Origin of the sequence: Enterovibrio coralii (assembly GCF_001559595.1) — a bacterium.
In the GTDB taxonomy this organism is placed as follows: domain Bacteria; phylum Pseudomonadota; class Gammaproteobacteria; order Enterobacterales; family Vibrionaceae; genus Enterovibrio; species Enterovibrio coralii.
This window is the reverse complement of the sequence record NZ_LNTY01000034.1, coordinates 474503-500035: the sequence shown is the minus strand read 5'-3', so window position 1 is coordinate 500035 and position 25533 is coordinate 474503. Positions and strand designations below refer to the sequence as shown.

The following is a 25533-nucleotide window of genomic DNA, read 5'->3' as shown; positions in this document are numbered from 1 at the left end:
ATGAAGCAATACGGTTTTTATATCGACTCAAGCAAGTGCACCGGTTGTAAAACTTGCCAGCTGTCTTGCAAAGACAACAAGGACTTGGACGTTGGCGTTAACTTCCGCCGCGTTTACGAGTACGCAGGCGGCAACTGGGTGAAAGACGGCGACACATGGCGTCAGGATGTTTACAGCTATTACATCTCTATGGCGTGTAACCACTGCTCTGAGCCAGCGTGTACCAAGGTTTGTCCAAGTGGTGCTATGCACAAGCGTGAAGACGGTTTTGTCATCGTCGACACCGATACCTGTATTGGTTGTCAGTACTGTTCGATGGCATGTCCTTACGGCGCGCCACAGTATGACGCAGACAAAGGCCACATGACCAAATGTGATGGCTGTTATGAGCGCGTGGCAGAGGGTCTGGAGCCAGTGTGCGTGGGTTCTTGCCCACTGCGTGCACTGGAGTTTGGTCCTATTGATGAATTGCGCGCGAAATACGGCGAGCAAGCGGAAGTGGCACCGCTACCTTCTGCCTCACTGACCAAACCAAACATTGTAATCAAACCAAACCGCCATGCGCGCCCATGTGGAGATACCACCGGCTATCTGGCGAATCCGAAGGAGGTTTAATATGGCATGGCATGAATGGCCACTGGTCGTATTTACGGTATTCGCTCAGACTGCGGTTGGCGCCTTTTTAGTGCTGAGTGTTCTGCTACTGAGCAAGCAGTTCTGTCCTGGCGGCGAACAGCGTCTGCACAAAGCCATGTTCGGCCTTTGGGTCATCATGGGGTTGGGTTTTATGGCATCAACCATGCACTTGGGCTCTCCGCTACGCGCAATGAATGCGCTGAACATGGTCGGTAAGTCTTGGCTGTCGAATGAAATTGCAAGCGGCAGTATGTTCTTCGCACTGGGTGGCTTCTACTGGCTACTATCTATTTTGGACAAGGGCAGTGAAGGTATTCGCAAAGCCTTAATGCTGGGTGCAATGGGCGTGGGTGCCTTCTTCATGTACGCCATGATCATGGTTTACATGATTGACACTGTTCCAACTTGGTACACAGGCCTCACTCCAGCCGCGTTCTTATTGACCATGCTGGTTAGCGGCTTTGCCTTGGCACACCTGCTATTGACTGCGGCGAACCACAAAATCCAAGCTGCAGACACGACTTTGCCGCTTCTGGGTTTGCTCTCAGCAATGGCTATAGTGATTGCAGTGGCACTACTCACTGTCCACCTAGGCAGCATTGAAACCAGCGTGACGACGGCAATGGCTGTGGTACCAGAAATGGAAACCATCTTGCTGATTCGCTTGAGCTTACTGACAACGGGCATGGTGATTTGGCTTCTGCCTGTGTTTATGAAACAAAAACCAGCACTGCCAGTATTGGCAATGGCATTTGTCTTCATCGTTCTGTCTGAACTGGTAGGCCGTGGCATGTTCTATGGCATGCACATGACGGCGGGCGTATAAGCACCATCACGTTCAAACACACCACATAAAAAAATCCCCTCGGCTGAGGGGATTTTTATTTCTGACTAGATCACGCTTTGCCTATCTGCGCTTTCAAGCTTGCTGCCGCATCACGGGGCGAGTCGGCGTGACAGATTGCCGACACCAATGCGATGCCATGCACGCCCGTCGAGACGACGTCATCAAGATTTGAGGGGTTGATGCCACCAATGGCGACAATCGGATAACGGCTGGCTTTTATCGCTTTTGCCAACCCTTCAATGCCCCACTCATTTTTGGTGTCCGTTTTGGTTGGCGTCGCGAATATCGCGCTCAATCCAGATAATCAACCGGCAAAGACTCTGCTTCTTGAAGCTGTTCATCCGTTTCAATAGAAAGCCCTAAAATCTTATCAGGACCGATTAATTGACGCGCCATGTCAGCGGGCATGTCCGATTGACCAAGGTGCACACCATCAGCATCAACAGCCAATGCGACATCGACGCGATCGTTGATAATGAGAGGCACACCTGTGCCGTTTAATATATCTTTAACGGCTTTCGCGCGCTCAATGAACTGACGCACATCGCCATGTTTTTCGCGCACTTGCACCATGGTCACGCCACCAGCAACCGCTTCTCGTACCACCCATTTCAAGATGTCTACGTCTTGCTGATCGTCTGTGACTAAATATAAACGATAAGGGTTCAAATGCCTGTTCCTTAATCGATCATAATGAGTCGCTGCGTGAGCGTCTCAACGTCTAGTTGATACAGGGTATCGAGAATGTTCACTTGCAAGCTACCCGGCCCCGCAGATTGCTCGGCCGCTATTTCACCTGCAACACCTAACACCGCCGCTGCAGCTAAACCTGTTTTCTCACCCACCGCTGCAAACGCCCCAGTTAGCGCCGACAATGTGCATCCCATTCCAGTAACGTAAGGCATCATGGCGTGACCATTTTTAAGCTGAATATAGCTTTCTTCGGTCACGATAAAGTCGATCTCGCCAGAAACAACCACCGCACAATGGTAGGTTTCAACCAAGTATTGCGCTGCCCCCAAGGCGGCATCGCTGCTGTCCATGGCATCAACACCTTTAGACTGACCTTGCTCACCCGCCAGTGCGATGATTTCTGACGCGTTACCACGAATGATCAGCGAGTCGGCCAACGCGGCAACTTGGCGCGAGGTTTCAGTACGGATGGCACTTGCACCACACCCTACAGGGTCTAGCACGACGGTCTTTTTGTTGACGTTCGCCTGCTCTACCGCATGTAGCATGCGCGGTACCCAAGCACTGTCCAAGGTACCGATGTTGATCACCAGTGAACCCGCAAAGAACATCATCTCAGACATTTCTTGTTTGGAGTGTGCCATGATAGGTGAAGCACCTACAGCAAGCAGTGCATTGGCTGTGTTATTCATCACGACGTAGTTGGTGATGTTTACCACCAAAGGTTTCACTTCACGTACGCGGCGCAGTGCCGATACGATTTTTTCAACGTTCATTGTCTTCCCTCAATTCAAGCTTAAATTCAGTCTCCAAGGCCACCTGCTATTAACGCAGTTGTGTGTGACCTGCGAAGAAATGGTTTACAGGACCATGTCCTTCGCCAACATGAAGCTCATCTGCGTGCGCGATGGCTTCAGAAATGTATGTTTTCCCTAGCTGAACTGCTTTTAGAACGTCATTACCCTGAGCAAGATAAGAGGCAATCGCAGAAGAGAGCGAGCACCCTGTGCCGTGGGTATTTTTAGTTTGTGTGCGTTTCGCGCGAAGCACTTCTATCTCATCGCTGAATATCAACAAATCGTTGCTGCTATCGTCATGCTCTAGGTGTCCGCCTTTCAGCAGCACCGCTTTTGCGCCTAAAGCACGAAGGTCAGTGATCATCGCGTTCATATCCGATTCATTCTGAGGAACGGAAAGCCCCGTCAACGCCGCTCCCTCTGGCAGGTTTGGCGTGATAATGTCCGCCAGTGGCAAAAGCTCAGATTTCAAGGTGCTAATCGCTTCAGTTTCCAGCAACAAATCCCCACTGGTAGCGACCATCACTGGGTCAACCACGAGAAACTGTGGACGGTACTGTTTTATTTTCTCTGCGACGATACGAATGATATTGCTGTCTGCAAGCATGCCGACTTTGACGGCAACGATATTGAGATCAGAGAAAACCGCGTCGAGTTGGCTGGCAACATGCTCAATCGGAATCGGGAAAATGGCGGAAACGCCTTTGGTGTTTTGAGACGTAATAGCAGTGATGACCGAGCACGCAAATCCGCCTGTGGCAGAAATGGCTTTGATGTCAGCCTGAATGCCTGCACCGCCACCGCTGTCTGAACCAGCAATGGTCAGTACGATTGGGGTTGAAGCGTTTGATTGTTGGGTAGGTAAGTTCATGTGTATTCCTAAACCAACGTCGAGGAACACCTGTGTGTCAGAACAAGCATCAAGACACTTGTCCACGGCGACACAAATAGTTCCCTACGTCAGTGCTAACTGAATCAGGTTCAACGGGTCATGCAAACTGCATTCTCAGCCAACTGGCTCCCCGACTATCTCAGCGAGATCCTATCAAGTTTTTAACTATCTGCAATATAAACCTAATTCGCCGCTATCTGTTTCGAACAACTCACAAAATCAAAGAGAAACCATTACCACGCTCGCCTTTAAAACCGTCTTGCACACCAACAAAACACCCACACATAAGGCATTGATAAATATAATTATAACTAAAGACATAGTTCACACTTTTCATATGAAAAATCAGTCTTAATTCTTTTTCCTTCCCCTCTTGTGAAGTAAAAAATATTGCCTGATAATCGCGCAAAATTTAGTCCCTTATTGTTCACTCCACCCTTTTTAGGAATCCATCTTGAGCACCAAGTATTCTTTACTTCGCACACATTGCGATGCGCAGTTTTTCGGCCGTCTGATCAGTATTGGTCTGCCAATTGCGTTACAAACCATGCTGTTTTCAAGCCGCAGTTTGGTGGACATCCTTATGCTTGGTCAGTTGGGTGAAGCTGACGTCGCCGCTATTGGTGTGGCTGGTAAAGCCCTATTTGTTGCCACCATTTTGATCTTTGGTGTCACGACAGGTGGATCTTTGCTGACGGCGCAATATTGGGGCGCAGGAAACATCGAAGGGTTTCGTCGTAAAACCGCGTTGACGGCGGTAATGACGACGATCGTTGCCGTGCTGTTTGCGCTGATTTTCCTTTTCATCCCACATCTGGTGATGGGACTGGCGACGAACGACAGTAACGTTATCGCATTAGGCTCTGAGTACCTGCAAATCACGGCAGTTGCCATGATTACGATCGCGCTTGGCAGCAGCTTAATGCCTCGCTTCGAACCATGAATAAACCAGGTATCGGCACCGCGTTCAGCTTTGTCGGTATTACGCTGAACATGTTCCTTAACTGGGTACTGATCTTCGGTAACTTGGGCTTCCCAGCACTGGGGATAGCGGGTGCCGCTTGGGCTACCATGCTAAGTGGTGTCGTTGAAGTGGTGCTTTTCTTCCTGTACACCTACAGAAAGCAACTCGAGTCAGCATTTGGTATTCAACATATCGTTGCAGCATTTGACCCTGAAGGCATGAAGCGTTTTCTATCGCTGTCTTTTCCTATCGCATTGAACCACCTGATATGGTCAAGTGGCATCTTTGTTTACCACGCGATTTTGGGACAAGCAGGCGTAGAAGGCTTGGCGGCACTTTCGGTAATCACGCCAATTGAATCGTTCGCGCTGGCCATGCTTATAGGCATCTCCAATGCAGCGAGTGTGGTCATGGGGAACCAACTCGGCGCAAACAAATTGGATGTGGTCTACCCACAAGCTTGGGGCATTGCCGCGTTTAGCTTTGTCGGTGCGGTTTTGGTGGCAGGCATTATGCTGCTCGTTTGTGACCCCATTCTGAGTCTGTTCTCAGCATTGTCACCAAGCACTATGGCACTGACAGAGAAGTTTTACTGGATGTTTGCAGGCATGCTGATCATCAAATCCGTGCCAATGAGCATGATTGTTGGTGTGCTGCGCGCGGGCGGTGATATCCGTTACTGTTTATACCAAGACATCACTGCTCAGTGGCTGATCGGTATTCCCGTTGTCGCCTTTGCTGCGCTAGTGATGAAAGTGCCGTTGGAATGGGTCTACGCCCTGTTTGCTGTTGAAGAAATGGTGAAATGGGTTGGTTCGATTTATCGCGTTCGCCGTAAGGTTTGGATTAAGAATCTCGTTGCGGCCTAAACACGCAATATCGAACACAAAAAAAGGGCGTCATAACGACGCCCTTTTCTGTATAACTGAATGCGCTTTACTTACGCGTCTGGGTAACCATTTGGGTTATTAGACTGCCAACGCCATGTATCTTGAACCATGTCGTCCAGCGTGTGTGTCGCTTTCCAACCTAGCTCAGTTTGCGCTTTAGAGGCATCAGCCCAACATTCTGCGATATCACCAGGGCGACGCGGCGCGATTTTGTAGGCAATCTCTTTACCGCAAGCGTCACTGAACGCAGCCACCATCTCAAGCACACTCTTACCGTCACCAGTGCCCAGATTGTAGATGTGCAAACCGGCTTTTTTACCGACTCTGTCCAACGCCGCCAAGTGACCATTTGCCAAATCAACGACGTGAATGTAATCGCGAACACCACTGCCGTCTTTGGTCGGGTAATCATCACCAAACACTGAGAGGAACTCACGACGCCCAACGGCCACTTGGGAAATAAAAGGCATCAGGTTGTTTGGAATGCCTTGCGGGTCTTCACCCATCTCACCCGATTTGTGCGAGCCAACCGGATTGAAGTAACGGAGCAGTGTGATGCTCCAGTCTGGATTCGCCTGTTGGAAATCCGTCATGCATTCTTCAACCATCAGTTTGCTGCGGCCATATGGGTTTGTAGCAGACGTTGGGAAGGTTTCAGTAATTGGCACAGACGCTGGGTCACCGTAAACGGTTGCAGACGAGCTAAACACCAGTGACTTAACATCCGCTCTACGCATTGCATCCACCAGCACCAAGGTGCCATTCACGTTGTTGTCGTAATATTCCAGCGGCTTCTCAACAGACTCACCGACGGCTTTTAATCCCGCAAAGTGAATGACTGATTCAATACTGTGCAGAGAGAAAAGCGTGTCTAGTTTATCAGCATCACGGATGTCGCCTTGGTAAAACGTCGGACGCTTGCCCGTCAGCTTTTCAATACGATCCAACACAGCGACTTTGCTGTTGTGCAAGTTGTCCAAGATGATTGGATTATGCCCAGCTTCAATAAGCTGCACACAAGTGTGGCTGCCGATATATCCCATGCCACCGGTAATCAATACGTCCATTGCAGGTTCCCAAAATTACATTTCACAGGCTCTGACTGGTTTTGGTCGAGCCTACGTTGTTAGATTCATTAAGCATCAGCAAATGCTCTGTCTTGAAAGTTTAACACAATCAACGACAGTTATTCGCCCGCTTTAAAAAGCCATTAATAAAACGTCTTTTTATTTTGTTGCGAAATGAACAAAAAATCTATTAGAAATCGCGAGAAATTCCAATGTTCTCATCCTCACATAACGCTTACTTTTGCCCAACCTTATACAAAACATCTTGCCTAAAATTTAACTTCCCAGCCAAATACTCAACCCAGAAAGCCTACATTAAGGTTTGTATTCTAGGTTGATAAACAAGGCATATTTACAGTTAACAGGTCCCTCCCACACATTTGCGAAGCTTATATAACCTAATTCAATTCACCATCCATTGACATAACGCACAAAATTAAATCGACGATAATTATTTTTCAAAACGCCATTTCAATATCAGATCACGATCAAGCATTTGAATCATAAAACACTGTTTTGTTTTTAACCAAAATGCTTTTCAAATATGCTCCTTTCAGACCAAATGCATACCCTACAATTGGATATAACGATGATAAAACCTACTAACAAACTTTCGGTGCTTAGCCTCTCTATTGCAGCGGCTCTTTGCACCTTTACTGCGCAAGCAGAATTGAACCCGAACGACGCCCAAAACCAGAGCGTTGCTGCCGTAGACCTGAGTGATGAAGCAAAAAAAGCGTTCTATGACGATTCCAAGCTAAATCTCCACTCATTCCTTTACATCCGTGATCGTGAAGAACGCAAACCTGGTGAAGATTTCAAACCTCAGATTGAAAACCAAACCCTACAACTAGCGATGGACTACCGTTCAGGCTACTTCAAAGATGTTGTTGGTTTTGATCTGTGGGCTAGCACCCTGATGAAAGTTGGCGATACCGTTGGTCAGTCTGAAATCCTACTGTACGACTACGATTGTAATGACGACGGTGTTGCAGATGATGCGTGTGAAAAAACCAATACCTCTTTAAACATCGCCGCGTTGAAAATGAAGCTGGGTGACAAAGACCTTGGCTTTGCTGGTCGCGCAGGTTACACCCGCATCAACATGGGTACTATCCGTTCGTCTTGGGGCTTGAACCCTCACTCCTACCGCGGTTTCGAAGGTAAACTGTCGATGGGTAAATTCCATGTGGGTTACGCATGGGCTGACCAATTCAAAAATGACTGGAGTGATGAATTCAAGGACATGACCAATGCTTGGCACCAAGGTGAGCCAAACATGTCAGCGGCACAGAAAATTGATTTCATCCATACTGTCGGCGCAATCTACGAACTGGATAACGGTGTTATCGACTTAGGTTACGGCCAAGGCAAAGACTACCGCGACAACTGGCAGGCGTTGGTTAAGTACAGCTGGGATCTGAGCGAAGAAACCAAACTGAACACTGCATTCTTCTACCACGGCGGTAAATATGTAGAAGGCAAAGTATCTAAAGTATACGACGCAGAGGTTGAGAGCTACATTGCGTTGGGCGCAGACATTAAAAATGGCGGTTTCACCTTCCGCACGGCGTACAGCCAAACAGATGCGCCAAGCGATCCAGGTGGTGCGTACAACTTCCGTCTGACACCTTGGGCTAACTCAGACAACCGTAACTTTATGCAAGCCACTTCGCAAATTGAAGACTACAACCCAGATGGCACCAAAGCGATTAAACTGGGCGTAGATTACAACTTTGCATCTTGGGGTATTCCAGAGCTGAGTGTTGGCCTGAGTGGTAACTATGGTTGGGATGTTATTTCTGACAAGGGTGCAAAAGGCGATGCGCGTACTTACGACGGCACCATGTACTCTATCGACTACAACATCCGTTACCGCTTCCTTGATGGTGGTCTGAAAGGCCTAAACATCAACTTCTTCCCAGCGTACTTCCGCTCAGAAGACACAAACTACAAGTATGACCGTAATGACATGAAACTCATGTTCTCTTACTCATACGCAGCGAAGTAATTTATCCTACTCTCTCGTTCAAATCCCCGCTGAAAAGCGGGGATTTTTTTAGCTATCAATCCAAGTGCCCTGGCGCCTAAGCACCGCAATGCTTTCGCTGGATGTGCCTTTACACGATCAAAGAAACTCTCGACAACCCCATGCTAGATATAAAAAAAGTGGCCATGCAAGCCACTTTTTTAACGGGATTTTCGCCGCTTATTTTGCTGCTGGATACTCAGTACAACCCAGACGTGAAGAGATCATGGCCGCTGACGAGTGCAGATACTTAATGAATTCTTCTTTCTTGCTTTCGGTAAAACGCATCGTTGGCAGCGAGATACTCAGGCCAGCAATGACTTTGCCAAAACGGTCGTAAACTGGCACTGCAATACAACGAAGACCGACTTCTTGTTCTTCATTGTCTTCGCCATAACCTTGTTCTTTCACTTTTGGCAGTTCAGCAGCAATTCTTCGATGTTCTTGTGTGTCTTAGGTGTAGATTGTTTAAATTCTACATTTCGCAGACATTCACGTACCACGGCTTCTGGTAATTCGGCCAGCAGCACTTTACCAATCGCCGTACTATAAAGCGGGTTGCGCTTACCGATACGCGATTGCATGCTCAGCTTATATTTCGAGTCAATTTTATGGATGTAGATAATGCTGTCTTCATCCAAGGCACCTAGGTGCAGAGCTTCCATGGTCTCGTCAGAAATCTTAACCATTTCTGAGTTCGCGTAATCAATGATGTCCACATACTCAAGTGCACGAGCACCCACTTCAAAAAGCTTCAACGTTAATGCATAGCGCTCACTCTCGCCTTCTTGAGAGACATAGCCTAGCGTCTTCATCGTTTGCAGGAAGCGATAAACCGTGCTTTTTGACATCATTAATCGTTGAGCGAGATCGCTGATTCCAATTTCCTTCTCACTGCTCAACGTTTCAAAAATCGCCATAGTTTTTTGAACGGACGAGACAGCATCAGGTTGCTTGTTGCTCATAGATTCATCCTTTCCTCAAATCATTGAGTTCTGTCAGCTATCGACAGAGTTAATAGCTGCAATTGTAAGTTAGGCATCACAAAAATCAATCTTAAACCAAGATAAATGAAACGATATTTTTAATATTTTGGTTATCAATGATAAGCAATGACTTGAATACTGGTCAGCAGTTCCTTTGTTCCAGTTTTGTTTATTCGAGTTAATGCACACTCCCTCGCACACCAAAGTTTTCTTTATTAATTTTCATTACTTTACTGAGTTGCCTCTTATCCTTGTGGATAAAAATGCAACAAAGCACCGCTTAGCGGTGCCCATATAAAATGTCGTTTTAAATTTGGTAGACAAATGCACTGTGACAAACTCCCATTCTTGGGAATACATTACATGGGAACGTCTTGGACCATTACTTTGCTTCTCCATAGTGGAATTTCGTTTGTTACACCTGACTACCCTCTTTACATTCATCCTCCGAAAGCCGTTTCGGATTTTCGGAGGATTTACGTTATGCGGTAAGCAACTCAGGTTCAGTGGTCAAAGGTGGTAATTCCGCTTTTGGCACTGCGTCAATCAGGCGTTTGGTGTACGCCTCCTGAGGATTGTTGATGATTTGGTCTACCGTACCCTGCTCGACAATCTTGCCCTTCTCAAGCACGACCATGCGGTCACAGAAGTACTTCACGGTTGCGATGTCGTGGGTGATCAAGATGAACGAGGTACCGTAGCGGTTCTGGTATTCAATCAGCAGATCGAGTGCACGAGAGCGAAGGGATACATCCAGTGCTGCCGTTGCTTCATCCGCGATAACCAGTTTTGGACGGGTGATCAGCGCGCGAGCAATAACGATACGCTGACGCTGACCGCCAGAGAAAGCATGCGGATAACGCGCAGCCCAATCGCGATGGACACCAACCCAATCCATGACTTCATGAAGCTCTTTACGACGCTCATCTTCTGTCATCTCTGGCTTCAATTGACGCAAAGGTTCCAAAATGATGTCTGCGACTGTCATACGAGGGTTCAATGACGACATTGGATCTTGGAAGATCAAACGCAAATCAACGAACAGATGGTCTTTTGGTTGACGATCCAAGTTCACCAAATCCACATCCAGTTCACGACTAGGATCGTGATACATGATTGAACCCGCACTCGCGTGGCCTAAGCCAAGAATTGCGCGTCCCAGGGTGGACTTACCTGAACCCGACTCACCCACAATACCGAGTGACTCACCTTGGTTCACGACAACTGATACATCTTCCAACGCCACCAGATCTTTGCCTTTCTTAAAGAAGCCGCCGCCGTTTTCGAAAATTTTGTAAACGTTGCGTGCATCAATGATTGGCTTTTTGCATGTCGCTTTCTCTGCGTCGTAAGGGACCTTCAATGCAGAGCGCATTTCCAGTCGCTTCGTCGCTTCCATTAAGCGGATAGTGTATGGATGCTGTGGGTTTTCAAAGATTTGACGAACATCGCCGCGCTCAACCACTTCGCCATCTTTCATCACCACAACGCGGTCTGAAATCTGCGCCACTACGCCCAAGTCGTGGGTAATGAACAGGATAGACATGTTGATTTCGCGCTGAAGCTTGGCAAACAATTCCAGAATTTCAGCTTGTGTAGTCACGTCCAGAGCCGTTGTTGGTTCATCGGCAATCAGAATGTCAGGGCGACTAGCAATGGCCATTGCAATACACACACGCTGGCGTTGACCGCCTGACAATGCATACGGGTATTTGTTGATCAAAGTTTCTGGATCTGGCAGCAAGACTTGGCCTAACAGCTTTAGCGTCTCTTCATGTGCCTGTTGCTTTGACATGCCTTGGTTGCACAGATACAAGGTTTCTTTGATCTGATCGCCTACGGTGTGCACTGGGCTAAGCGCACTCATTGGTTCTTGAGAAACCAGCGAAATACGCTCTGCTCGGATACGACGCATCTCGATGCTGTCACTTTTGAGGGTAGTGATATCTACTTTCGACCCATCGACATGCAGCATGATGTCGCCGGAATCGATATGGCCTGTCTTACCCAAGATTTGCAAAATGGCTTTAGATGTTACCGATTTACCTGAGCCAGACTCGCCAATCACCGCCAAGGTTTCCCCTCGAACGATATCGAAGCTCACATCTTTAACCGCGTGCTTTGAACCCAGTGTGCTATCAAAACTTACGTTCAGACCATTGATTTCTAATATTTTATCAGTCATCTCGTTATGCCTCGTGGTAAGGGTCAGTTGCGTCACGCAAGCCGTCGCCTAATGAGTTCATTGCCAGAATTACCAGTACCACCAAACCTGCTGGATAAAGCAGCCAAGGGGCTTCCGCCACCGAGCGGATATTTTGTGCTTCCTGAAGCAGTACACCCCAGCTTACAACCGGTGCTTGCAGACCCAGACCCAAGAAGCTCAGAGAGGTTTCGCCCAGGATCATTGCTGGGATTGCCAGCGTCACCGCCGCAATGATGTGGCCCATGAAATTTGGCACCATGTAGCGACGAATGATTGAAGCTTGAGAGTTACCGTCCAGCCATGCTGCGTTGATGAATTCTTCATTGCGCAGTGACATGAAGCGTGAACGCACTTCGCGTGCCATATCTGGCCAGGTCACACAGCCAAGGATCAGGGTAACGAGGAAGTATTTGGTGATGCTGTCCCACTCACGTGGCAAAGAAGCCGTCAGTGCCATCCACAAAGGCAGCGTTGGAATGGCTTTGATCACTTCCATGGTGCGGTTAGTGACCGTATCAAACCAACCGCCTTTCAAGCCTGCAATCGAACCAACAGTGATACCGATGACCAAGCTAAAGAACACACCCATCAAACCAACTGACAGCGAGATACGCGCACCGTGGATAACGCGTGACAACATGTCACGTCCCATACGGTCAGAGCCCAGCCAGAAGAAAGGCAGCTTTTTGTCATGTGGAACGATGAATTTGGTGGTCATCGGAATGAAGCCCATCAAGTGGTACTCATCGGTTTGACCAAAGAACTCAAAATACGCTTTTTTGTTCTCATCCAACTCGTAGGATTTTTGCAGCGTCATCGGGTCCGTTTTCACCTTGTACACAGACAGGTGTGGAGCCCATTTATAACCGTCATCCGTTTTTTCAATGAAGTGCATTTCTTGCGGCGGCGCAAAGGTATAACGGCGCCAGCTATCACCCGATTCGAACGGAGCAAAGAATTCAGCGAATGGCATCGCAACCACGTATGCCACAACCAGAAACCACATGCTGATCCAAGCTAGACGGTTACTGCGGAATTTGTGGATCATCAGCTGGGAGGCGGTGGCCGTCTCTTTATCCAGCTTCTTCAATTTAAAAATGTTTAGTTTGTCTACTAAGCACTCATGTCACATCCCTCTACGCGCCAGCACGAATGCGTGGGTCAATCAAACGAAGCAGTAAGTCAGAAATCAGCGTACCGATGATGGTCAAACCGCCCATGATGAGCAGGATGTCTCCTGCCAATACCATGTCTTGTTTTTCTAGGGCTTGAAGCATCAAGGTACCCATGGTTGGCATGTTCATTACCTGACTTACGATAATGTCCGCACCCAATAGCACAGGGAGTTTCCAGCCAATCGTTGCAGCGATCGGGATAAGAGCCAGACGCACTGGGTATTTCATGGTGAGCTCACGTTCACTCAGGCCTTTAGCTCGTGCCGTCGTGACGTAAGGTTTGTTGATTTCTTCCATCAGGTTCGCACGCACTTTACGGATGATGGTTGCCATGCCCGACGTACCCAGAACCAGGATGAATACCCAACTACGCTGCACTGAATCCCAGAATTTGCCCCAAGACATTGGCTGTCCTAAGTATTCGTCTGAGTTCAGGCCGGTAATCACGGTATCGAAATATTCGTAGCCAATCAGAATGGCGATAATCGCCATAACAAAGTTTGGCGTTGCCATACCCAAGAAGCCGATGATGGTGCCGAAGTAGTCACCGATCGAATAAGGGCGAAGTGCAGAATAAATACCGATTGGAATCGCAGTAACGAACATGAATACCAACACAGCTGACATCAGAAGCAATGTGACAGGCAGTCGTGTTTTAATCGTGTCCCAAACCGGCTCTTGCGTAGACAGAGACATACCGAGGTCACCGGTCATCAGACCCGAGAACCAGTCCCAGTAACGCACGAGGATTGGCTTATCCAAACCATAAGTTTCGCGGAGAATTTCAATCATTTTTGGGTCAACGGTTTGGCCCAGTGATTGGAGTTCAGCAATCTTCGCTGTTGCGAAGTCGCCCTCTGGCAAGTCAATCACCAAGAAGATGATGATAGACATACAAAAGAAGGTAAACATCATCAAGCCGAGGCGTGATAAACCACTTGCCACCAGAGGATGCTTCTCGAAAAACGGTGCAACAGTTGACGCCAACTGATCCCTTGCACCCATTAAGAAATTGCTCATTTCAATTCCCCAATTCCTAAATTGTGTTGCTAATTGATGGAGGATGGCGATTGCTCACCATCCTCTGTTTTATTGTTATTTGTTATCGAACCACAATTGACCGACACGCATTGGTGCTGGCGTCATCAGGTTGTAAGACTCAGGCATACCTTCTGGTACGTTGCGCAGTTTCTCGTTAACAATCACAACGTTTGGCAAGTTGTTTACCGTACCGATAGCGAAGAAGTTCTCTTGTGCAATATCGATAATTTCTTGCATCAACGCGTTTTGTTTCTGCTTGTCTGAGGTCTTGCGAAGTTGGCTGTAAAGCTCAATTTGTTTCTTCACGGCCGCAGGTGGCTCAACTGCTGAATCTGAGTTCGGGTTTGCAGACCAGTTGTACCAGCCCAGACCGAACGTAGATTCTGGAGAGTAAGGCATGTACCAGCGCGCTTCGTCGATGATGCCCACGCCGCCATCGCCGTACCATGGGATCACGTCGTAGTCGTTAGCAAAGCGCATTGAGTTCTGCAGAGAGCGGTCAACAATACGCACATCCAGCATCACGCCAATTTCACCCCAGTGCTTTTTCACCATTTCCAGCGCATCGCGCGTTTCTGGTTTCACCAGCGTTGTGCTCAATGCTTCGATGCGGATACGTTCACCGTTTTCCATTAGACGGAAGCCGTCTTTGTCGCGGTTAGTCAGTCCCATGTCGTCCAACATCTTGTTGGCTTTATCCAAATCGAAGTCGGTGTATTGGTTCGCAAATTCTTCGCTGTAGAAAGGAGACGCTTCTAGCGGAGCCGCTTGGTACGGTTCTACCGCGCCACCAAAGATGGTTTCACTGATGTCCCAACGGTCAATCGCGTGAGAAAGTGCAATACGGAAGTCTTTGTTAGAGAACAGTTCACGTTTAACAGGATCTTTCGAGTTCTGGTTCAGACCCAGTACCAGCACGTTCATGCGCGTTTCAGGGCGCAGCATGACCTTGTAGTCAGACTTTTCAGCGTTACCAAAGATGATTGGACGGTTTGCCGCGTTGTCGATGTGACGAGATTGGAAATCCGTTTTACCCGCAACCGCACGCAGCAACATTTCTTCTTTGTTTTCAGAGAATGTCCACTTCACAGAGTCGATGTATGGCAACTGGTTGCCTGCAGTATCAACCTGCCAGAAGTAAGGGTTACGCACGTATTCTGCAAACGGCGCATTCGCTGATGGTGGGGTTTCTACGACCCAAGGAGCCATCGTTGGACGGTCAGCATTTGCGTAGAATGGGGTGAAGTAGTGTGCAGGACACTTCACTTCGTAGTATTCACGCCATGAAGAGAAGCCTTCCGCTTTCGCTTCTTTCTCTACATTTGCGTTGAACTGAGGTTGGAACTGAGAACAGTAGGCTTTGTTAAACGCAGCGATGTTAGAGCCATCTACACCCGCCAATTGACGAATGAACAAACCATTTGGCTCGGTCAGAGAAATCTTAACCGTGTGCTTGTCTACCGCTTCAGCTTTCGCTGATTTGTAATCTTTGAAATAAAGCGGGCGGTTACCTGCATGGTTAGGGTCACCCAACACGTCATTGACGTAATAAACGATATCATCCGCTGAGAAATCTGAACCGTCTGACCACTTCATGCCCTTACGCAAGAAGATGGTGTACTCCGTCGCATCCGCATTCGACTCATAACCTGTCGCCAGGCTTGGACCCACATCGGTATAGGTGTGGTTAAAAGAGAACAGGTTATTGTTACCCAGAATACGCATGCGATGGCCGTTGTCACCCCAAAGGCCAACAAGGTTCAGCGTACCGCCGTATTGACCAACCGCTTCAAACGGTGTCACAACCAGAGGGTCACTTGGCAGGCGTTGTTCAACTGAAGGCAGTTTGCCTTCTGCAACCAACGCCTTCAAATCAGGTGCTTCGTTAAATTGCGCGGCAAACGCTGGCGTAGCCAGTAGCGCGGCAATAGAAGCGGCAAGTAAGGTACGTTTGCGAGTTTGGATATTACCTTTCATTGGGTTCTCCAGGGAGTTTTATATGTAATTGTTTAAATTCGTTTTATGGCCTTCAGGCCTTTTGTTTCATTGTTTTTCGGAAATAATCGACACTAACCAGCGACTGCTCCCTTGAGGAACAGAGCCATAAATAATTGGCACCGCAGCTTGCGCAAAACTGAGGTTGGTATTGGGCGCGCATGGCATCACGTCATAGCCGCCCTGCCCCTCGTGAAGTTGCATTTCACTCACGATCTCACTGCCACTGATGCGAGCACTTGGGCGGCTTTCGCGTGCGCCGATGCACTTCACCCATTTATCAACGGCGTAACCTGACATGATGAAGTCAAAAGCGGTCTCAGCTTCAACCTGATGTAGACGCCATTCTTTGCCACCTTCCATCCATTGCTTCGTTGTCACGTCACATCCGTCAAACGGGCTCCATGACGTCACTAATGTGTTTTCAACAAGTTCGCTCTTTATCAATGCCGTGCGGAATTTCCACTCACCAGTCACCGGGTGCTTACACGCCATGACGTTGTCACCAATGAAGCCTTGTTCTATCCAGCGAACTGCTTCCACTGAAAATCCATGAGCAGATGAGTAAGCAAACTTGAGGTATTTGTCGTGACTGTTGCGAAGCTCCGCCGCGCTCGGTGCACCCGAAAGCAAAAAGCTGGTGCCTCGGTGGCGGGTAATGATCTGGCGGTTTTTCTCCAGCAATTGCATACCATCGTTTTCTAGCATCTTGTTTTCTTTTTCTTGCCAGAATGGATGGGTAGCGGATAAACGAACCGCAGCGAAACCTTTCAGTGCCAATAAAGGCGACATCGGGCTGTTGTAGATTTCGCTCATGATGAGATTTGGGTAGCGATAGCCAACGCTTAATAAGCCATCAGAAATGATTGGCTGCTGACTCCACCAACGGATGTGGTTCACCCACAGGGTCTTCATATCCGCCACGCTCATTCCTACGTTTTTCAGCGCTTCGCTGTAGCATGCAAGCTCACTCCACACACCTGCTGATGCAAAGCGGTATGTCATGGAACGGCCATACGCGACTGAAGCTCCATTACTGCCTACCCAAAGAGAGAAACACTTGGCAAACAGGGCAGCGCGGTGGATAAAGAGTTGAGCAAACTCAGACAATACGGAGGTATGACGGTCAACGACACCATTAACCCAACGGGCAAAAACTAAGCCGTAGTAATGGAAGGCAAACGGGTTGTAATAGTCTGTGCATCCACTTCGGCCATCACGGTACCAGCCTTCCGCCAGATACATGTCGTCGATTTCTTTCAGGTCGTTTTTTAATACTTCTGCATCGAAATCCACGCCGATGTGACGCAGAGCCATCAAGATGAGGACGCGGAAAAAGTGCCAGTTGTTATTTGGAATTTGAATGTAGGATGCGGCTTGTAACCAACGAACCGTGTTTGCTTGCGCCTCTTCGGGCATAGCACGGAAGAACAGTGCTTCCTGATCAACGATCGCCAAAGCAATGGCAGACATTTCCACACAACGCTGATTGTAGTCAGTCACCTCTCCCCAGTAAGCAGGGTGAGAAGGGTTTACACCATTTTCAACTGCGTTACGAAGAGAAACCAAGATATCTGGTTGTTCAGACGCTAGAGGCACTGCCGCCCATAGCAGGCGAGCAACACCTTCGAGGTTCTGCGCTTTGTCATCAAAATGCGCGCGGGTTGGAACATCAGAAAGTGAAGCACTCTCTGGAAGAAACGCTTTCATGTGTTGCCCGATAAGTGCAGCCAACACCGAGACAGTTTCATCGCGATGTGTAAAGGTCGCTTCAGAGGCAAATTGGTTGAAAGCGTACATCTTTTTTAATTCCACAAACTTCAGATGGAATTATTTAAACGCTTTTCTCTTATTTTCAAAACATCTTTTCATTTTTAAATTCGACTAGATCATGTTTTTGTTTCAGGCACTTTCTAAAGTGTGATCTAAAAGCTATTTCATGATGAATATTGGTGATTTACCGCGAAGTATTAGCGCGGCCATTTGGGTCATTTTTTCTTTGGTATGAGAGAAAAAATGGGCATATGAAGGACAGAGGTAATGGACAGGAAACGCAGACTCAACCACAAAAACGAAACGATGTTTCGGACAGCCTCCATGACACGCAAATCGCCATGCACAACTCAGGCATTTTTGGTTGAGGTGGGCTGTTTTTGCTAACCCAAAGGCTCGATTTTCAACACTGTTTCGAATCGACAAAAGGGTGTCAGAATGAACATTGCCTAGCTTGTGTTCGGGATACACATAGTGATCGCAAGCGTACACATCGCCATTCGCTTCAATGGCAAAATTGCTTCCACACTGTGCGGCATGAGAACACAAGGTCGCGGGATACCCCAGATGACTTGCCAAGGTGCTGTCAAACAGTTGCACAAACACTCTGCCAACATCGCGCTTGACCCAAACATCAAACATTTCGGTCAGAAAGAGGCCAAACTGCTTTGGGCCAACAGACCAAGGTGTCACGGTCGCGTCATGGGCATCAGGCAAGACTAAGTTCAAGCTCTCAGACTGCGTGTTTGCGGCGCGTTCGACCAGAGGAATAAACTGTAAGAACTCACTGCCAGTACTCACCAAAAACTCGTAGACCTCTTTGGGGTATTGGCTGTTTTCGTTGTGCACAACAGTCAGTGTATTAAACCTCACCCGATGACGTTTGAGCACGTCAATGGCAGCCATTACCTTGTCGAAGGTTGGTTCACCATTCCGCTTTACGCGATAGATGTCGTGAAGCTCTCTAGGGCCATCGATAGAAATCCCCACCAACACCTGATGATCTGAAAACAACTTCGCCCAAGCATCGTCGATTTTAATCCCGTTCGTTTGAAAGGTATTTACCACAGTGACATGGCGACCTTTTTTCGCCAACGCCGCTGCATAGGCTCTCTGTTGCTCAAATGCCTTTTCGTAGAACGAAATCCCCATCAATGTTGGCTCTCCGCCTTGCCAGGAGAAAACAACTTCCGGTCCTTCTTGCGCATCCATCTGTTGTTCGATATAGCGCGACAGCGTCTCATCATCCATTCGCCAATTTTGCTGACGCTCTGGATACAGTCTTTCTTTTTCGAGATAGAAGCAGTAATGACAGTCTAGATTGCAGACAGATCCAGACGGTTTTGCCATGGTGTAGCAATGTCTAGGTACCGGCAGTGTCGCAGCTTGTTCGGCAAGCGATTGGTATAGCGGATGCAAGGGCTGAGGATGAATGGTGCGAACATTGATTTTTTGCGGCGTTTGACGGCTAGACATGGTTTTACTCGAGGTTGCAACAGACAGTCGCTTCAGTGGAATAAAAAATGCGCAACTAACGTTGCGCCCGTAAGATATTGATAAAACGATTATTAGACTGAGTGACGAATCACAGATCAGGCATCCATCCAACGCCACTCGTAACCTTCGAGTGTAATTGTTTGTTTTTCGCCCGACTTGTCAGTTACTTGCAATTGCTGTGGTTCGCTGCTGTAGTTAACAACCGTCGCCTTCTCTGTTGCTGGGTAGTAGCACGCATCCACCAGTGCAGAATCAGACAGCCATGCATAGCTTTCATTTTCTGACTTAGACAGCCACACCAGAACGTGTTGCAGCAAACGCGCATTCGTCATAGAGAACGGCAGGTTACCCAGATACACCGAGCGGCCTTCACCGTATTGACGTGCCGTCATCGCAAGGTGCTGACCTTGTGACGCAATCACGCTCATGTCATGCGCTTGAGAGTACACGTAGCTCAAGTTACCGAAATCTTCTTCACCGGTCAGGCATTGCGCCAGATAATGATCGCCGTCCAGTTGAACAGGTTGCGCAACGCGGCCCATGGTCAGTGAGGTTTCTTTCTCCAGACCGAACACGTCGCCCAGTTGGAAGAAACGGCCGTTTTGCAGGTGCGCCGATGGGTCACAAATACCCAATAAACCGCCGCCCTTGCCCACGAACTCTCGCAACGCAGTCACGATTTGTGGGTTACCCCAGTACTCGCCGCCGCTCCACGCTGAGTTTGCATCACCGGTGTTGATGATAACTTTAATGTCATCGGCGATGCCGTTAGTCAGAATGTCTTCAAAGCTAATGAATTCCACGTCAAATGGTAAGCCCGCCAAACATTCCAGTGGATTGTTACCCACAAGCTCCATGACATCTGGACGAGGTGGCACGTAGAAACGCTGATCTTGTGCTTGGTTCTGTAGCCAAGAACGCGCCAGGCCCCATGCGTTCAATACAGCCACTTTACCGCCGATTTTTGCCGACTCGGTGCCTGCACTGTTTTGACGGTAGGTACCAAATTCATCAGAAATTTGAGTCACATGGTCGATAAAGTGTGGGAACTTGTTCGCCAGTGATAAATAACCACCGTAACCGATACGATCTAGCGGCTTATGCAGCATCGCACGGCGGATCTTCACCCAATTAGACATAGATTCAGTCACTGGGTTGTTACCTTCACGGAAGACATCTGGGAAGAAGTACGGGTAGAATCGCGCTTCTTTCACTTGGTCGCCAGCAGAATCGGTCAAGCGGCGCAGTGCCACACCGTCTTCAACTGCACCGACGTTAATGTCGATACCAATCTCTTGGTAACTTGGCAGGAATGGTTCAGTACCAATCCAGTGATCGCCTTGGAACATCGCCGCTTTTTTACCTGCCGCGTGTGCCATACCCACTAATTCGCCTGCAAAATCTGCCACGAATTTCTGAATGAATGCCATCCAGTCTAGGTAGCGTTTGCTTGGTACTTTGTAAGTGCCGTTGTAGTAACCTGCATCAACAAAGTCTTCTGGCGTCAGTCGGTAACCGTATTCTTTCTCGAAATCATCCAGTGCTTCTGGGCTCACGGTTTCGCCGTAGCCTGTCCAGTCACGGTAGATGTCTTGGTTTTGTTCGTTCGCATCAATCACAAACAGAAAGGCAAACGTCGTGAAGCGAACAACAGAGGTGTTCGGATGCTCTTCCAGCCACTTCGCAAAGTAACGCTTCAGGTGCGTGCGACACTCTGGATGGTATGGATCAAGGCTACGGATTTTGTCACCCGTCCAACCGTTCGTCAGTGCGTTGTACATGGACACGCTGTCCCATACCTGACGCACCATCACAGACGCGGTGTACTCGTGATAAGGCGTGCAATCACGAACGATCACAGTGCCGTTTTCAGCTTCGAATTCCCATTGTTCAACAGGCACCACATCACCGGTTGTGCGGTTACGGACTTCCCAATGACGCTTTGGTTCGCTGTGGTTATCCAACTCGTATTTCTCCGAGCAGTAACCTTCCAACGGCTTTATTACCAACTCGTTGTTCATTGCCGTCATTGGGAATGAAGACAAATATTTACGGTGCAAAAATTCAGGGTGTGCTTTCGCGTATTCCTGATCGGCACGAACAATACACAACACCGAATAAATATCGCAATCTTGCTCTGCCAGCGAATCTGGCATGGTGGTTCCATCACTGTCACGCAGTGCATCTGCCTGCCAGCGTTTATATAGATCCAGAACAACCTCTTCTTGCCCTACTTCTACAGGTAGAGTCATATGGCCTTGGGTAGCGTTTGCCATGAAATTAAACCTCAATACTCAATTGTACGTCTTCGCGTTTGATGCCTTTGGTTGGCAAGCCCGTGTCATAATCTCGTACGACCGTGGCGACACCGTCCGCCGGGCGAGGACGGAACAATCCCATCCATTCTCTTTCCATTTCTGGTCGCCATGGGCGACAAGCCCACTCAAACGATCGGAAGGTATCGCGAATGTGGTCCATGTAAGCCAGCAGTTGGTCGTGCATGTCGTTACGCACGTCCACATACTCTGGGTGTTCAATCAGGTTGTTGAGCTCCGCTTTGTCGTTGATGCGGTCATAAAGCTCGTCAGTGCCCATCAGGTTGATAACCAACTTGTATTTATCGGTTACCCATCCGCGTACTGGAATAAAGCCGCCGTTGGAGTCATGCTCAACTTCATAACGGTTGAACTCCACCATAACGCCCTCGAACTGACGTTCTTTTTCGCTATTAAGAAGATCATTACCCGGCATAATTGGCGGCTGTTCAATGCTCGCCAAGCTCAACAGAGTCGGCATGATGTCGATATGACTGACTGGACGATCGATGACTGTGCCTGCCATCTCACCATCTGTGTTTTTGATGATCAGCGGGATGTTGGCGATTTCGTCATACACGGCCGCGCCTTTGCCCCACAATTTGTGGGCTCCGTTCATCTCACCATGATCTGAGGTGTACACAATCCAGGTATTCGCCAGTTCGCTCTCATCAATATGAGAAAGCACACGACCGATTTCTTCATCCACAAAGTCATTGCAGCCGAAGTAAAGAGGGTTAATGAAGTACTGAGAACCAACGCCTGCGCCTTTTGCGCGAGACCAAAGACGGTGATGCAGCGGTTTGTTTTCAAGCTCATCAAAGGCCGCTTCACCTAAATCGAATTTGAAATCTTTGAACTTCTCGACATGCTTCGGAGGGCACGTAAATGGGTGATGAGGTTCGTCATAAGACAGCACCAACAAGAACGGTTTGTCTTCGTCGCGATGCTGTTCAATAAACTTCAGACCACGGTTGGTAATGCGATGACCCCACGTAAAATCGGCGGTGATTTCGTGTGCCTTCAGCTCTTCCGGTGTGTTCAAGCCACGACGCCACAAAGTGATCTCGTCTTCGGTGAGTTCGTTGAGATAGTTAACGCCGTCGTACCAATACTCTGGATGCCAACCCGGAGGCAAATGCCCGTACCAAAGTAATCATGCCCATCCAAATGCCATTTACCGATATAGCCAGTGTTGTAGCCTTCTGCGGTAAAGATTTGGCCCATATGACGAATGTTGGTACCAAGGGCAAGATTGTTCGTCCATGCGCCACTTTGGTGTGAATACATACCCGTAAACAAGCCCGCGCGCGCTGGCGTGCAAAGTGGACAGGTTGTGTAAGCACTGTCAAAACGCACGCCAGAATCGGCCATGCGGTCTAGGTGCTGTGTATCTGTCGCCTGACCGGAATAACGCTCAACCACGTTCGCGCCTTGGCTATCGGTCATGATCAGAATGATGTTTGGAGCTTTTTTCATCTCTGCTCACCCTTACCAGAAGAAATTACGGTAACCGTGAGCACGCATCAGTGCTTCAAGGTAGTAGTAGTCGCCGTATGGCAGCATGTTGTCGCAAAGACCAACTTTGACGAAGGATGCCCCATTAGCCAGCAAGCCTTGCGCCTGCTCGTTGTCGCAAAGATCGCATTGGTCCATCAGGCCTTGAAGCAGGTACAAACCCCAGTCGCGGTATTCGTTCGCTTCACCCAGCAATTGCTGACGCTCTTCGCTCTCACGCGGTAAGGTTTCCGCCTTGTCTTCCAGCGATTGCGCAATCAACAGGAATCCCGCTGCTGTAATCGCCCCCGCGGAGCTGTCCTTGTATTGAATTTCATCGGCTGGCAAACGGTAATCCCACACGGGTACACCGTCTGGCGTGATCACTTCTGCCGCAAAGCGTGCCAGCTTTTTAGCCAACTGCAGGAAACTGTCATCTTTGGTGTATTGGTACGTCTGCGCGTAACCATGAATTGCCCATGACTGACCGCGCGCCCAGCATGATTCATCGGCATAACCTTGGAAGGTCTCGCCTTTCACTGGCGTTTGGTAAATCGGGTCAAAATTGAATGAGTGATACGTCGAGTAATCGTCACGAACAATATGCTTGGCTAGCGTCTCACTGTGGCGAATCGCCACTTCACGGTAACGTGGCGCGCCTGTCACTTCGGCCGCCCAGAACAAGAGTGCGGTATTTTGTAGTGAATCTATGATGGATTTACCTTGAATGACATCAGGTTTTTCCAGAGCCAGTGGGTGCGTATCGTTCCAAGCAACGATGTAGCCGCCGACTTTGCGGAATCGATGGATCAGGTGGTCAGCAGCGCGAAGTGCCATCATTTTGGACTCTTCACAGCCCGTCAATTTGTATTCAGCAACGCAGCTTAGGCTGTATTGAAAGCCCAAATCATGATCCAGCCAGAACGGGTCTAGCAGCATGTTGGCAAAGTAGGACTTACGCAGTTTTGCACTGTTCTTGTATTGCTCATCAGCTGTGGTTTGGTAACAAAGCCAAAGCTGACCCGCCCAAAACGATGATACCCAATCGAAAGGACCGCAATGGGTCCATGAATAGTCGGCGTTACCGATTTTCGGGTTACGCTCGCCAATGCGAGCAATGTTGCGCTTGATCGTTGCCATTACCTTTGGAAGATGCGCTAAAACACGCTCTCTATCCAACTCACCCGGCAATGGCGGTAAAGCAATGTATTCACTCATTTTCTACTCGCCAACAAAGAAGAGATTAACTGATTATCTAGCGCACATTCTAATGGCGAGGGAAGGAAAAAAACTTATGACAAATCACACATTCAAAACGTTGTTTCATTTTTAAAGAAACTAAAAATCAAAAAGCCAGCTGAGCTGGCCTTCTGAGAGAGATATCTTTGTAAACGGGGAAGCTATCCCCTTTGGATTAGCGCGCTAGCCAACCGCCATCAACGGCCAAGGTAAAGCCATTGATGTAGTCTGCAGCTTTTGATGCAAGGAACACTGCCGCGCCGCCGACATCTTCTGGGGTGCCCCAGCGGTTTGCAGGAATACGCTCTCGGATGGCTTTTTCGCGCTCTACATCAGCACGCAGTGCGGCCGTGTTATTGGTTGCCATGTAACCCGGAGCAATCGCATTCACGTTGATGTTGTGCGATGCCCACTCGTTGGCCAATGCACGCGTCAGCCCCATGACAGCACTTTTCGATGCCGTGTAAGACGGTACGCGAATACCACCTTGGTAAGACAGCATGGACGCAATATTGATGATCTTGCCGCCCGAACTTTGTTCGTTATAAACGCGCGCAATTGCTTGAGACATAAGGAAGACAGACTTGATATTGATGTTCATCACATCATCCCAGTCTTTCTCACTGAAGTTGATTGCGTCTTCACGACGAATGATGCCGGCATTGTTGACCAGAATGTCCACCTTACCGTAAACGCCTCGCGCTTCTGCAACTACATCCTCAATCACATCTGCGTTACTTAAGTCAGCCGTGATGTTGAAGAAACGGCGACCTGTCGCTTCAACCATGCCAGGTGTGTCGTCAGCCGTTCCGTAGTTAACGCCAACGATATCTGCGCCTGCCTGCGCCAAAGCCACTGCCATACCCTGCCCCAAGCCAGTGTTACAGCCGGTCACAACTGCGACCTTACCTTCTAGCCCGAATGACTCTAAAATCATTTTCAAAACCTCGTTTCATTTTTATTTTCTGTATCATAGCCAAGTTGCACATCAAAA

The 25533-nt window shown here is 48.5% G+C and carries 17 protein-coding genes, 3 pseudogenes and 1 riboswitch; of the genes and pseudogenes, 4 read left to right on the top strand and 16 right to left on the bottom strand.

Going from position 1 to position 25533, the window contains the following annotated elements; all coding sequences use genetic code 11:
- Nucleotides 1–615 (top strand): DMSO/selenate family reductase complex B subunit, encoded by a 615-nt coding sequence (locus tag ATN88_RS13550; RefSeq protein ID WP_067416745.1) that lies wholly within the window; start codon nt 1–3, stop codon nt 613–615.
- Between the two features lies 1 nt (nt 616).
- Nucleotides 617–1462, top strand: a complete 846-nt coding sequence (locus ATN88_RS13545) for a DmsC/YnfH family molybdoenzyme membrane anchor subunit (protein ID WP_067416742.1) — start codon at nt 617–619, stop codon at nt 1460–1462.
- Nucleotides 1463–1532: 70 nt separating this feature from the next.
- Here ATN88_RS13545 and thiE read toward each other — a convergent pair.
- From thiE to thiD, 3 genes and pseudogenes are all read right to left on the bottom strand, one after another.
- Nucleotides 1533–2152, bottom strand: a pseudogene (thiE, locus tag ATN88_RS13540) (thiamine phosphate synthase).
- A gap of 11 nt (nt 2153–2163) precedes the next feature.
- The gene (gene thiM, locus ATN88_RS13535; protein ID WP_067416739.1) at nt 2164–2952 is read right to left on the bottom strand and encodes a hydroxyethylthiazole kinase; all 789 of its coding nucleotides are present in this window, start codon (nt 2950–2952) and stop codon (nt 2164–2166) included.
- 49 nt (nt 2953–3001) lie between these two features.
- Nucleotides 3002–3844: a bifunctional hydroxymethylpyrimidine kinase/phosphomethylpyrimidine kinase gene (gene thiD / locus ATN88_RS13530; RefSeq protein WP_067416737.1), complete on the bottom strand. Its 843-nt coding sequence runs from the start codon at nt 3842–3844 to the stop codon at nt 3002–3004.
- 64 nt (nt 3845–3908) lie between these two features.
- Nucleotides 3909–4008, bottom strand: a riboswitch (TPP riboswitch).
- A gap of 311 nt (nt 4009–4319) precedes the next feature.
- Here thiD and ATN88_RS13525 point away from each other — a divergent pair.
- Nucleotides 4320–5698: pseudogene (locus tag ATN88_RS13525) on the top strand (MATE family efflux transporter).
- 71 nt (nt 5699–5769) lie between these two features.
- Here ATN88_RS13525 and galE read toward each other — a convergent pair.
- Complete coding sequence (galE, locus tag ATN88_RS13520) at nt 5770–6786, bottom strand: UDP-glucose 4-epimerase GalE (protein WP_067416734.1); 1017 nt, start codon at nt 6784–6786, stop codon at nt 5770–5772.
- A gap of 589 nt (nt 6787–7375) precedes the next feature.
- On the opposite strand from galE, the gene ATN88_RS13515 reads away from it, so the two are divergent.
- Nucleotides 7376–8797: an OprD family outer membrane porin gene (locus ATN88_RS13515; RefSeq protein WP_067416729.1), complete on the top strand. Its 1422-nt coding sequence runs from the start codon at nt 7376–7378 to the stop codon at nt 8795–8797.
- Between the two features lie 198 nt (nt 8798–8995).
- Here ATN88_RS13515 and kdgR read toward each other — a convergent pair.
- The 12 genes and pseudogenes from kdgR to kduD form a co-directional block, all read right to left on the bottom strand.
- A pseudogene (gene kdgR / locus ATN88_RS13510) lies at nt 8996–9780 on the bottom strand (DNA-binding transcriptional regulator KdgR).
- A 502-nt stretch (nt 9781–10282) separates the two neighbouring features.
- Entirely contained in the window at nt 10283–11986 is a 1704-nt protein-coding gene (locus ATN88_RS13505; RefSeq protein WP_067416724.1) for a dipeptide ABC transporter ATP-binding protein, read from the bottom strand.
- Nucleotides 11987–11990: 4 nt separating this feature from the next.
- Nucleotides 11991–13097 (bottom strand): ABC transporter permease, encoded by a 1107-nt coding sequence (locus tag ATN88_RS13500; protein ID WP_232313205.1) that lies wholly within the window; start codon nt 13095–13097, stop codon nt 11991–11993.
- Nucleotides 13098–13143: 46 nt separating this feature from the next.
- Nucleotides 13144–14202 (bottom strand): ABC transporter permease, encoded by a 1059-nt coding sequence (locus ATN88_RS13495; RefSeq protein ID WP_232313203.1) that lies wholly within the window; start codon nt 14200–14202, stop codon nt 13144–13146.
- A 75-nt stretch (nt 14203–14277) separates the two neighbouring features.
- Nucleotides 14278–16200, bottom strand: a complete 1923-nt coding sequence (locus tag ATN88_RS13490) for an ABC transporter substrate-binding protein (RefSeq protein WP_067416721.1) — start codon at nt 16198–16200, stop codon at nt 14278–14280.
- A 66-nt stretch (nt 16201–16266) separates the two neighbouring features.
- Nucleotides 16267–18018: a DUF2264 domain-containing protein gene (locus ATN88_RS13485; RefSeq protein ID WP_067416716.1), complete on the bottom strand. Its 1752-nt coding sequence runs from the start codon at nt 18016–18018 to the stop codon at nt 16267–16269.
- Nucleotides 18019–18150: 132 nt separating this feature from the next.
- Nucleotides 18151–19467 (bottom strand): anaerobic sulfatase maturase, encoded by a 1317-nt coding sequence (locus ATN88_RS13480; protein WP_083539483.1) that lies wholly within the window; start codon nt 19465–19467, stop codon nt 18151–18153.
- A gap of 116 nt (nt 19468–19583) precedes the next feature.
- Nucleotides 19584–21764 carry a 1,3-beta-galactosyl-N-acetylhexosamine phosphorylase gene (gnpA, locus tag ATN88_RS13475; protein WP_067416711.1) on the bottom strand — a complete coding sequence of 727 codons (2181 nt, stop codon included), beginning with the start codon at nt 21762–21764 and terminating at the stop codon, nt 19584–19586.
- 4 nt (nt 21765–21768) lie between these two features.
- Entirely contained in the window at nt 21769–22941 is a 1173-nt protein-coding gene (locus ATN88_RS28315; protein WP_269748152.1) for a sulfatase-like hydrolase/transferase, read from the bottom strand.
- Nucleotides 22845–23282, bottom strand: a complete 438-nt coding sequence (locus ATN88_RS28310; protein ID WP_269748151.1) for a sulfatase-like hydrolase/transferase — start codon at nt 23280–23282, stop codon at nt 22845–22847. Before ATN88_RS28310 ends, ATN88_RS28315 begins: the two co-directional genes overlap by 97 nt.
- A gap of 12 nt (nt 23283–23294) precedes the next feature.
- Nucleotides 23295–24518: a glycoside hydrolase family 88 protein gene (locus ATN88_RS13465; RefSeq protein ID WP_067416706.1), complete on the bottom strand. Its 1224-nt coding sequence runs from the start codon at nt 24516–24518 to the stop codon at nt 23295–23297.
- A 196-nt stretch (nt 24519–24714) separates the two neighbouring features.
- Nucleotides 24715–25476 (bottom strand): 2-dehydro-3-deoxy-D-gluconate 5-dehydrogenase KduD, encoded by a 762-nt coding sequence (kduD, locus tag ATN88_RS13460; protein WP_067416703.1) that lies wholly within the window; start codon nt 25474–25476, stop codon nt 24715–24717.
- Nucleotides 25477–25533: the final 57 nt, after the last annotated feature.

What these genes read in the sequence shown, in the direction of transcription:
- ATN88_RS13550 (WP_067416745.1), top strand. Translation starts at nt 1, where the DNA reads ATGAAGCAATACGGTTTTTATATCGACTCAAGCAAGTGCACCGGTTGT.
- ATN88_RS13545 (WP_067416742.1), top strand. Translation starts at nt 617, where the DNA reads ATGGCATGGCATGAATGGCCACTGGTCGTATTTACGGTATTCGCTCAG.
- thiM (WP_067416739.1), bottom strand. Translation starts at nt 2,952, where the DNA reads ATGAACGTTGAAAAAATCGTATCGGCACTGCGCCGCGTACGTGAAGTG.
- thiD (WP_067416737.1), bottom strand. Translation starts at nt 3,844, where the DNA reads ATGAACTTACCTACCCAACAATCAAACGCTTCAACCCCAATCGTACTG.
- galE (WP_067416734.1), bottom strand. Translation starts at nt 6,786, where the DNA reads ATGGACGTATTGATTACCGGTGGCATGGGATATATCGGCAGCCACACT.
- ATN88_RS13515 (WP_067416729.1), top strand. Translation starts at nt 7,376, where the DNA reads ATGATAAAACCTACTAACAAACTTTCGGTGCTTAGCCTCTCTATTGCA.
- ATN88_RS13505 (WP_067416724.1), bottom strand. Translation starts at nt 11,986, where the DNA reads ATGACTGATAAAATATTAGAAATCAATGGTCTGAACGTAAGTTTTGAT.
- ATN88_RS13495 (WP_232313203.1), bottom strand. Translation starts at nt 14,202, where the DNA reads ATGAGCAATTTCTTAATGGGTGCAAGGGATCAGTTGGCGTCAACTGTT.
- ATN88_RS13490 (WP_067416721.1), bottom strand. Translation starts at nt 16,200, where the DNA reads ATGAAAGGTAATATCCAAACTCGCAAACGTACCTTACTTGCCGCTTCT.
- ATN88_RS13485 (WP_067416716.1), bottom strand. Translation starts at nt 18,018, where the DNA reads ATGTACGCTTTCAACCAATTTGCCTCTGAAGCGACCTTTACACATCGC.
- ATN88_RS13480 (WP_083539483.1), bottom strand. Translation starts at nt 19,467, where the DNA reads ATGTCTAGCCGTCAAACGCCGCAAAAAATCAATGTTCGCACCATTCAT.
- gnpA (WP_067416711.1), bottom strand. Translation starts at nt 21,764, where the DNA reads ATGGCAAACGCTACCCAAGGCCATATGACTCTACCTGTAGAAGTAGGG.
- ATN88_RS28310 (WP_269748151.1), bottom strand. Translation starts at nt 23,282, where the DNA reads ATGAAAAAAGCTCCAAACATCATTCTGATCATGACCGATAGCCAAGGC.
- ATN88_RS13465 (WP_067416706.1), bottom strand. Translation starts at nt 24,518, where the DNA reads ATGAGTGAATACATTGCTTTACCGCCATTGCCGGGTGAGTTGGATAGA.
- kduD (WP_067416703.1), bottom strand. Translation starts at nt 25,476, where the DNA reads ATGATTTTAGAGTCATTCGGGCTAGAAGGTAAGGTCGCAGTTGTGACC.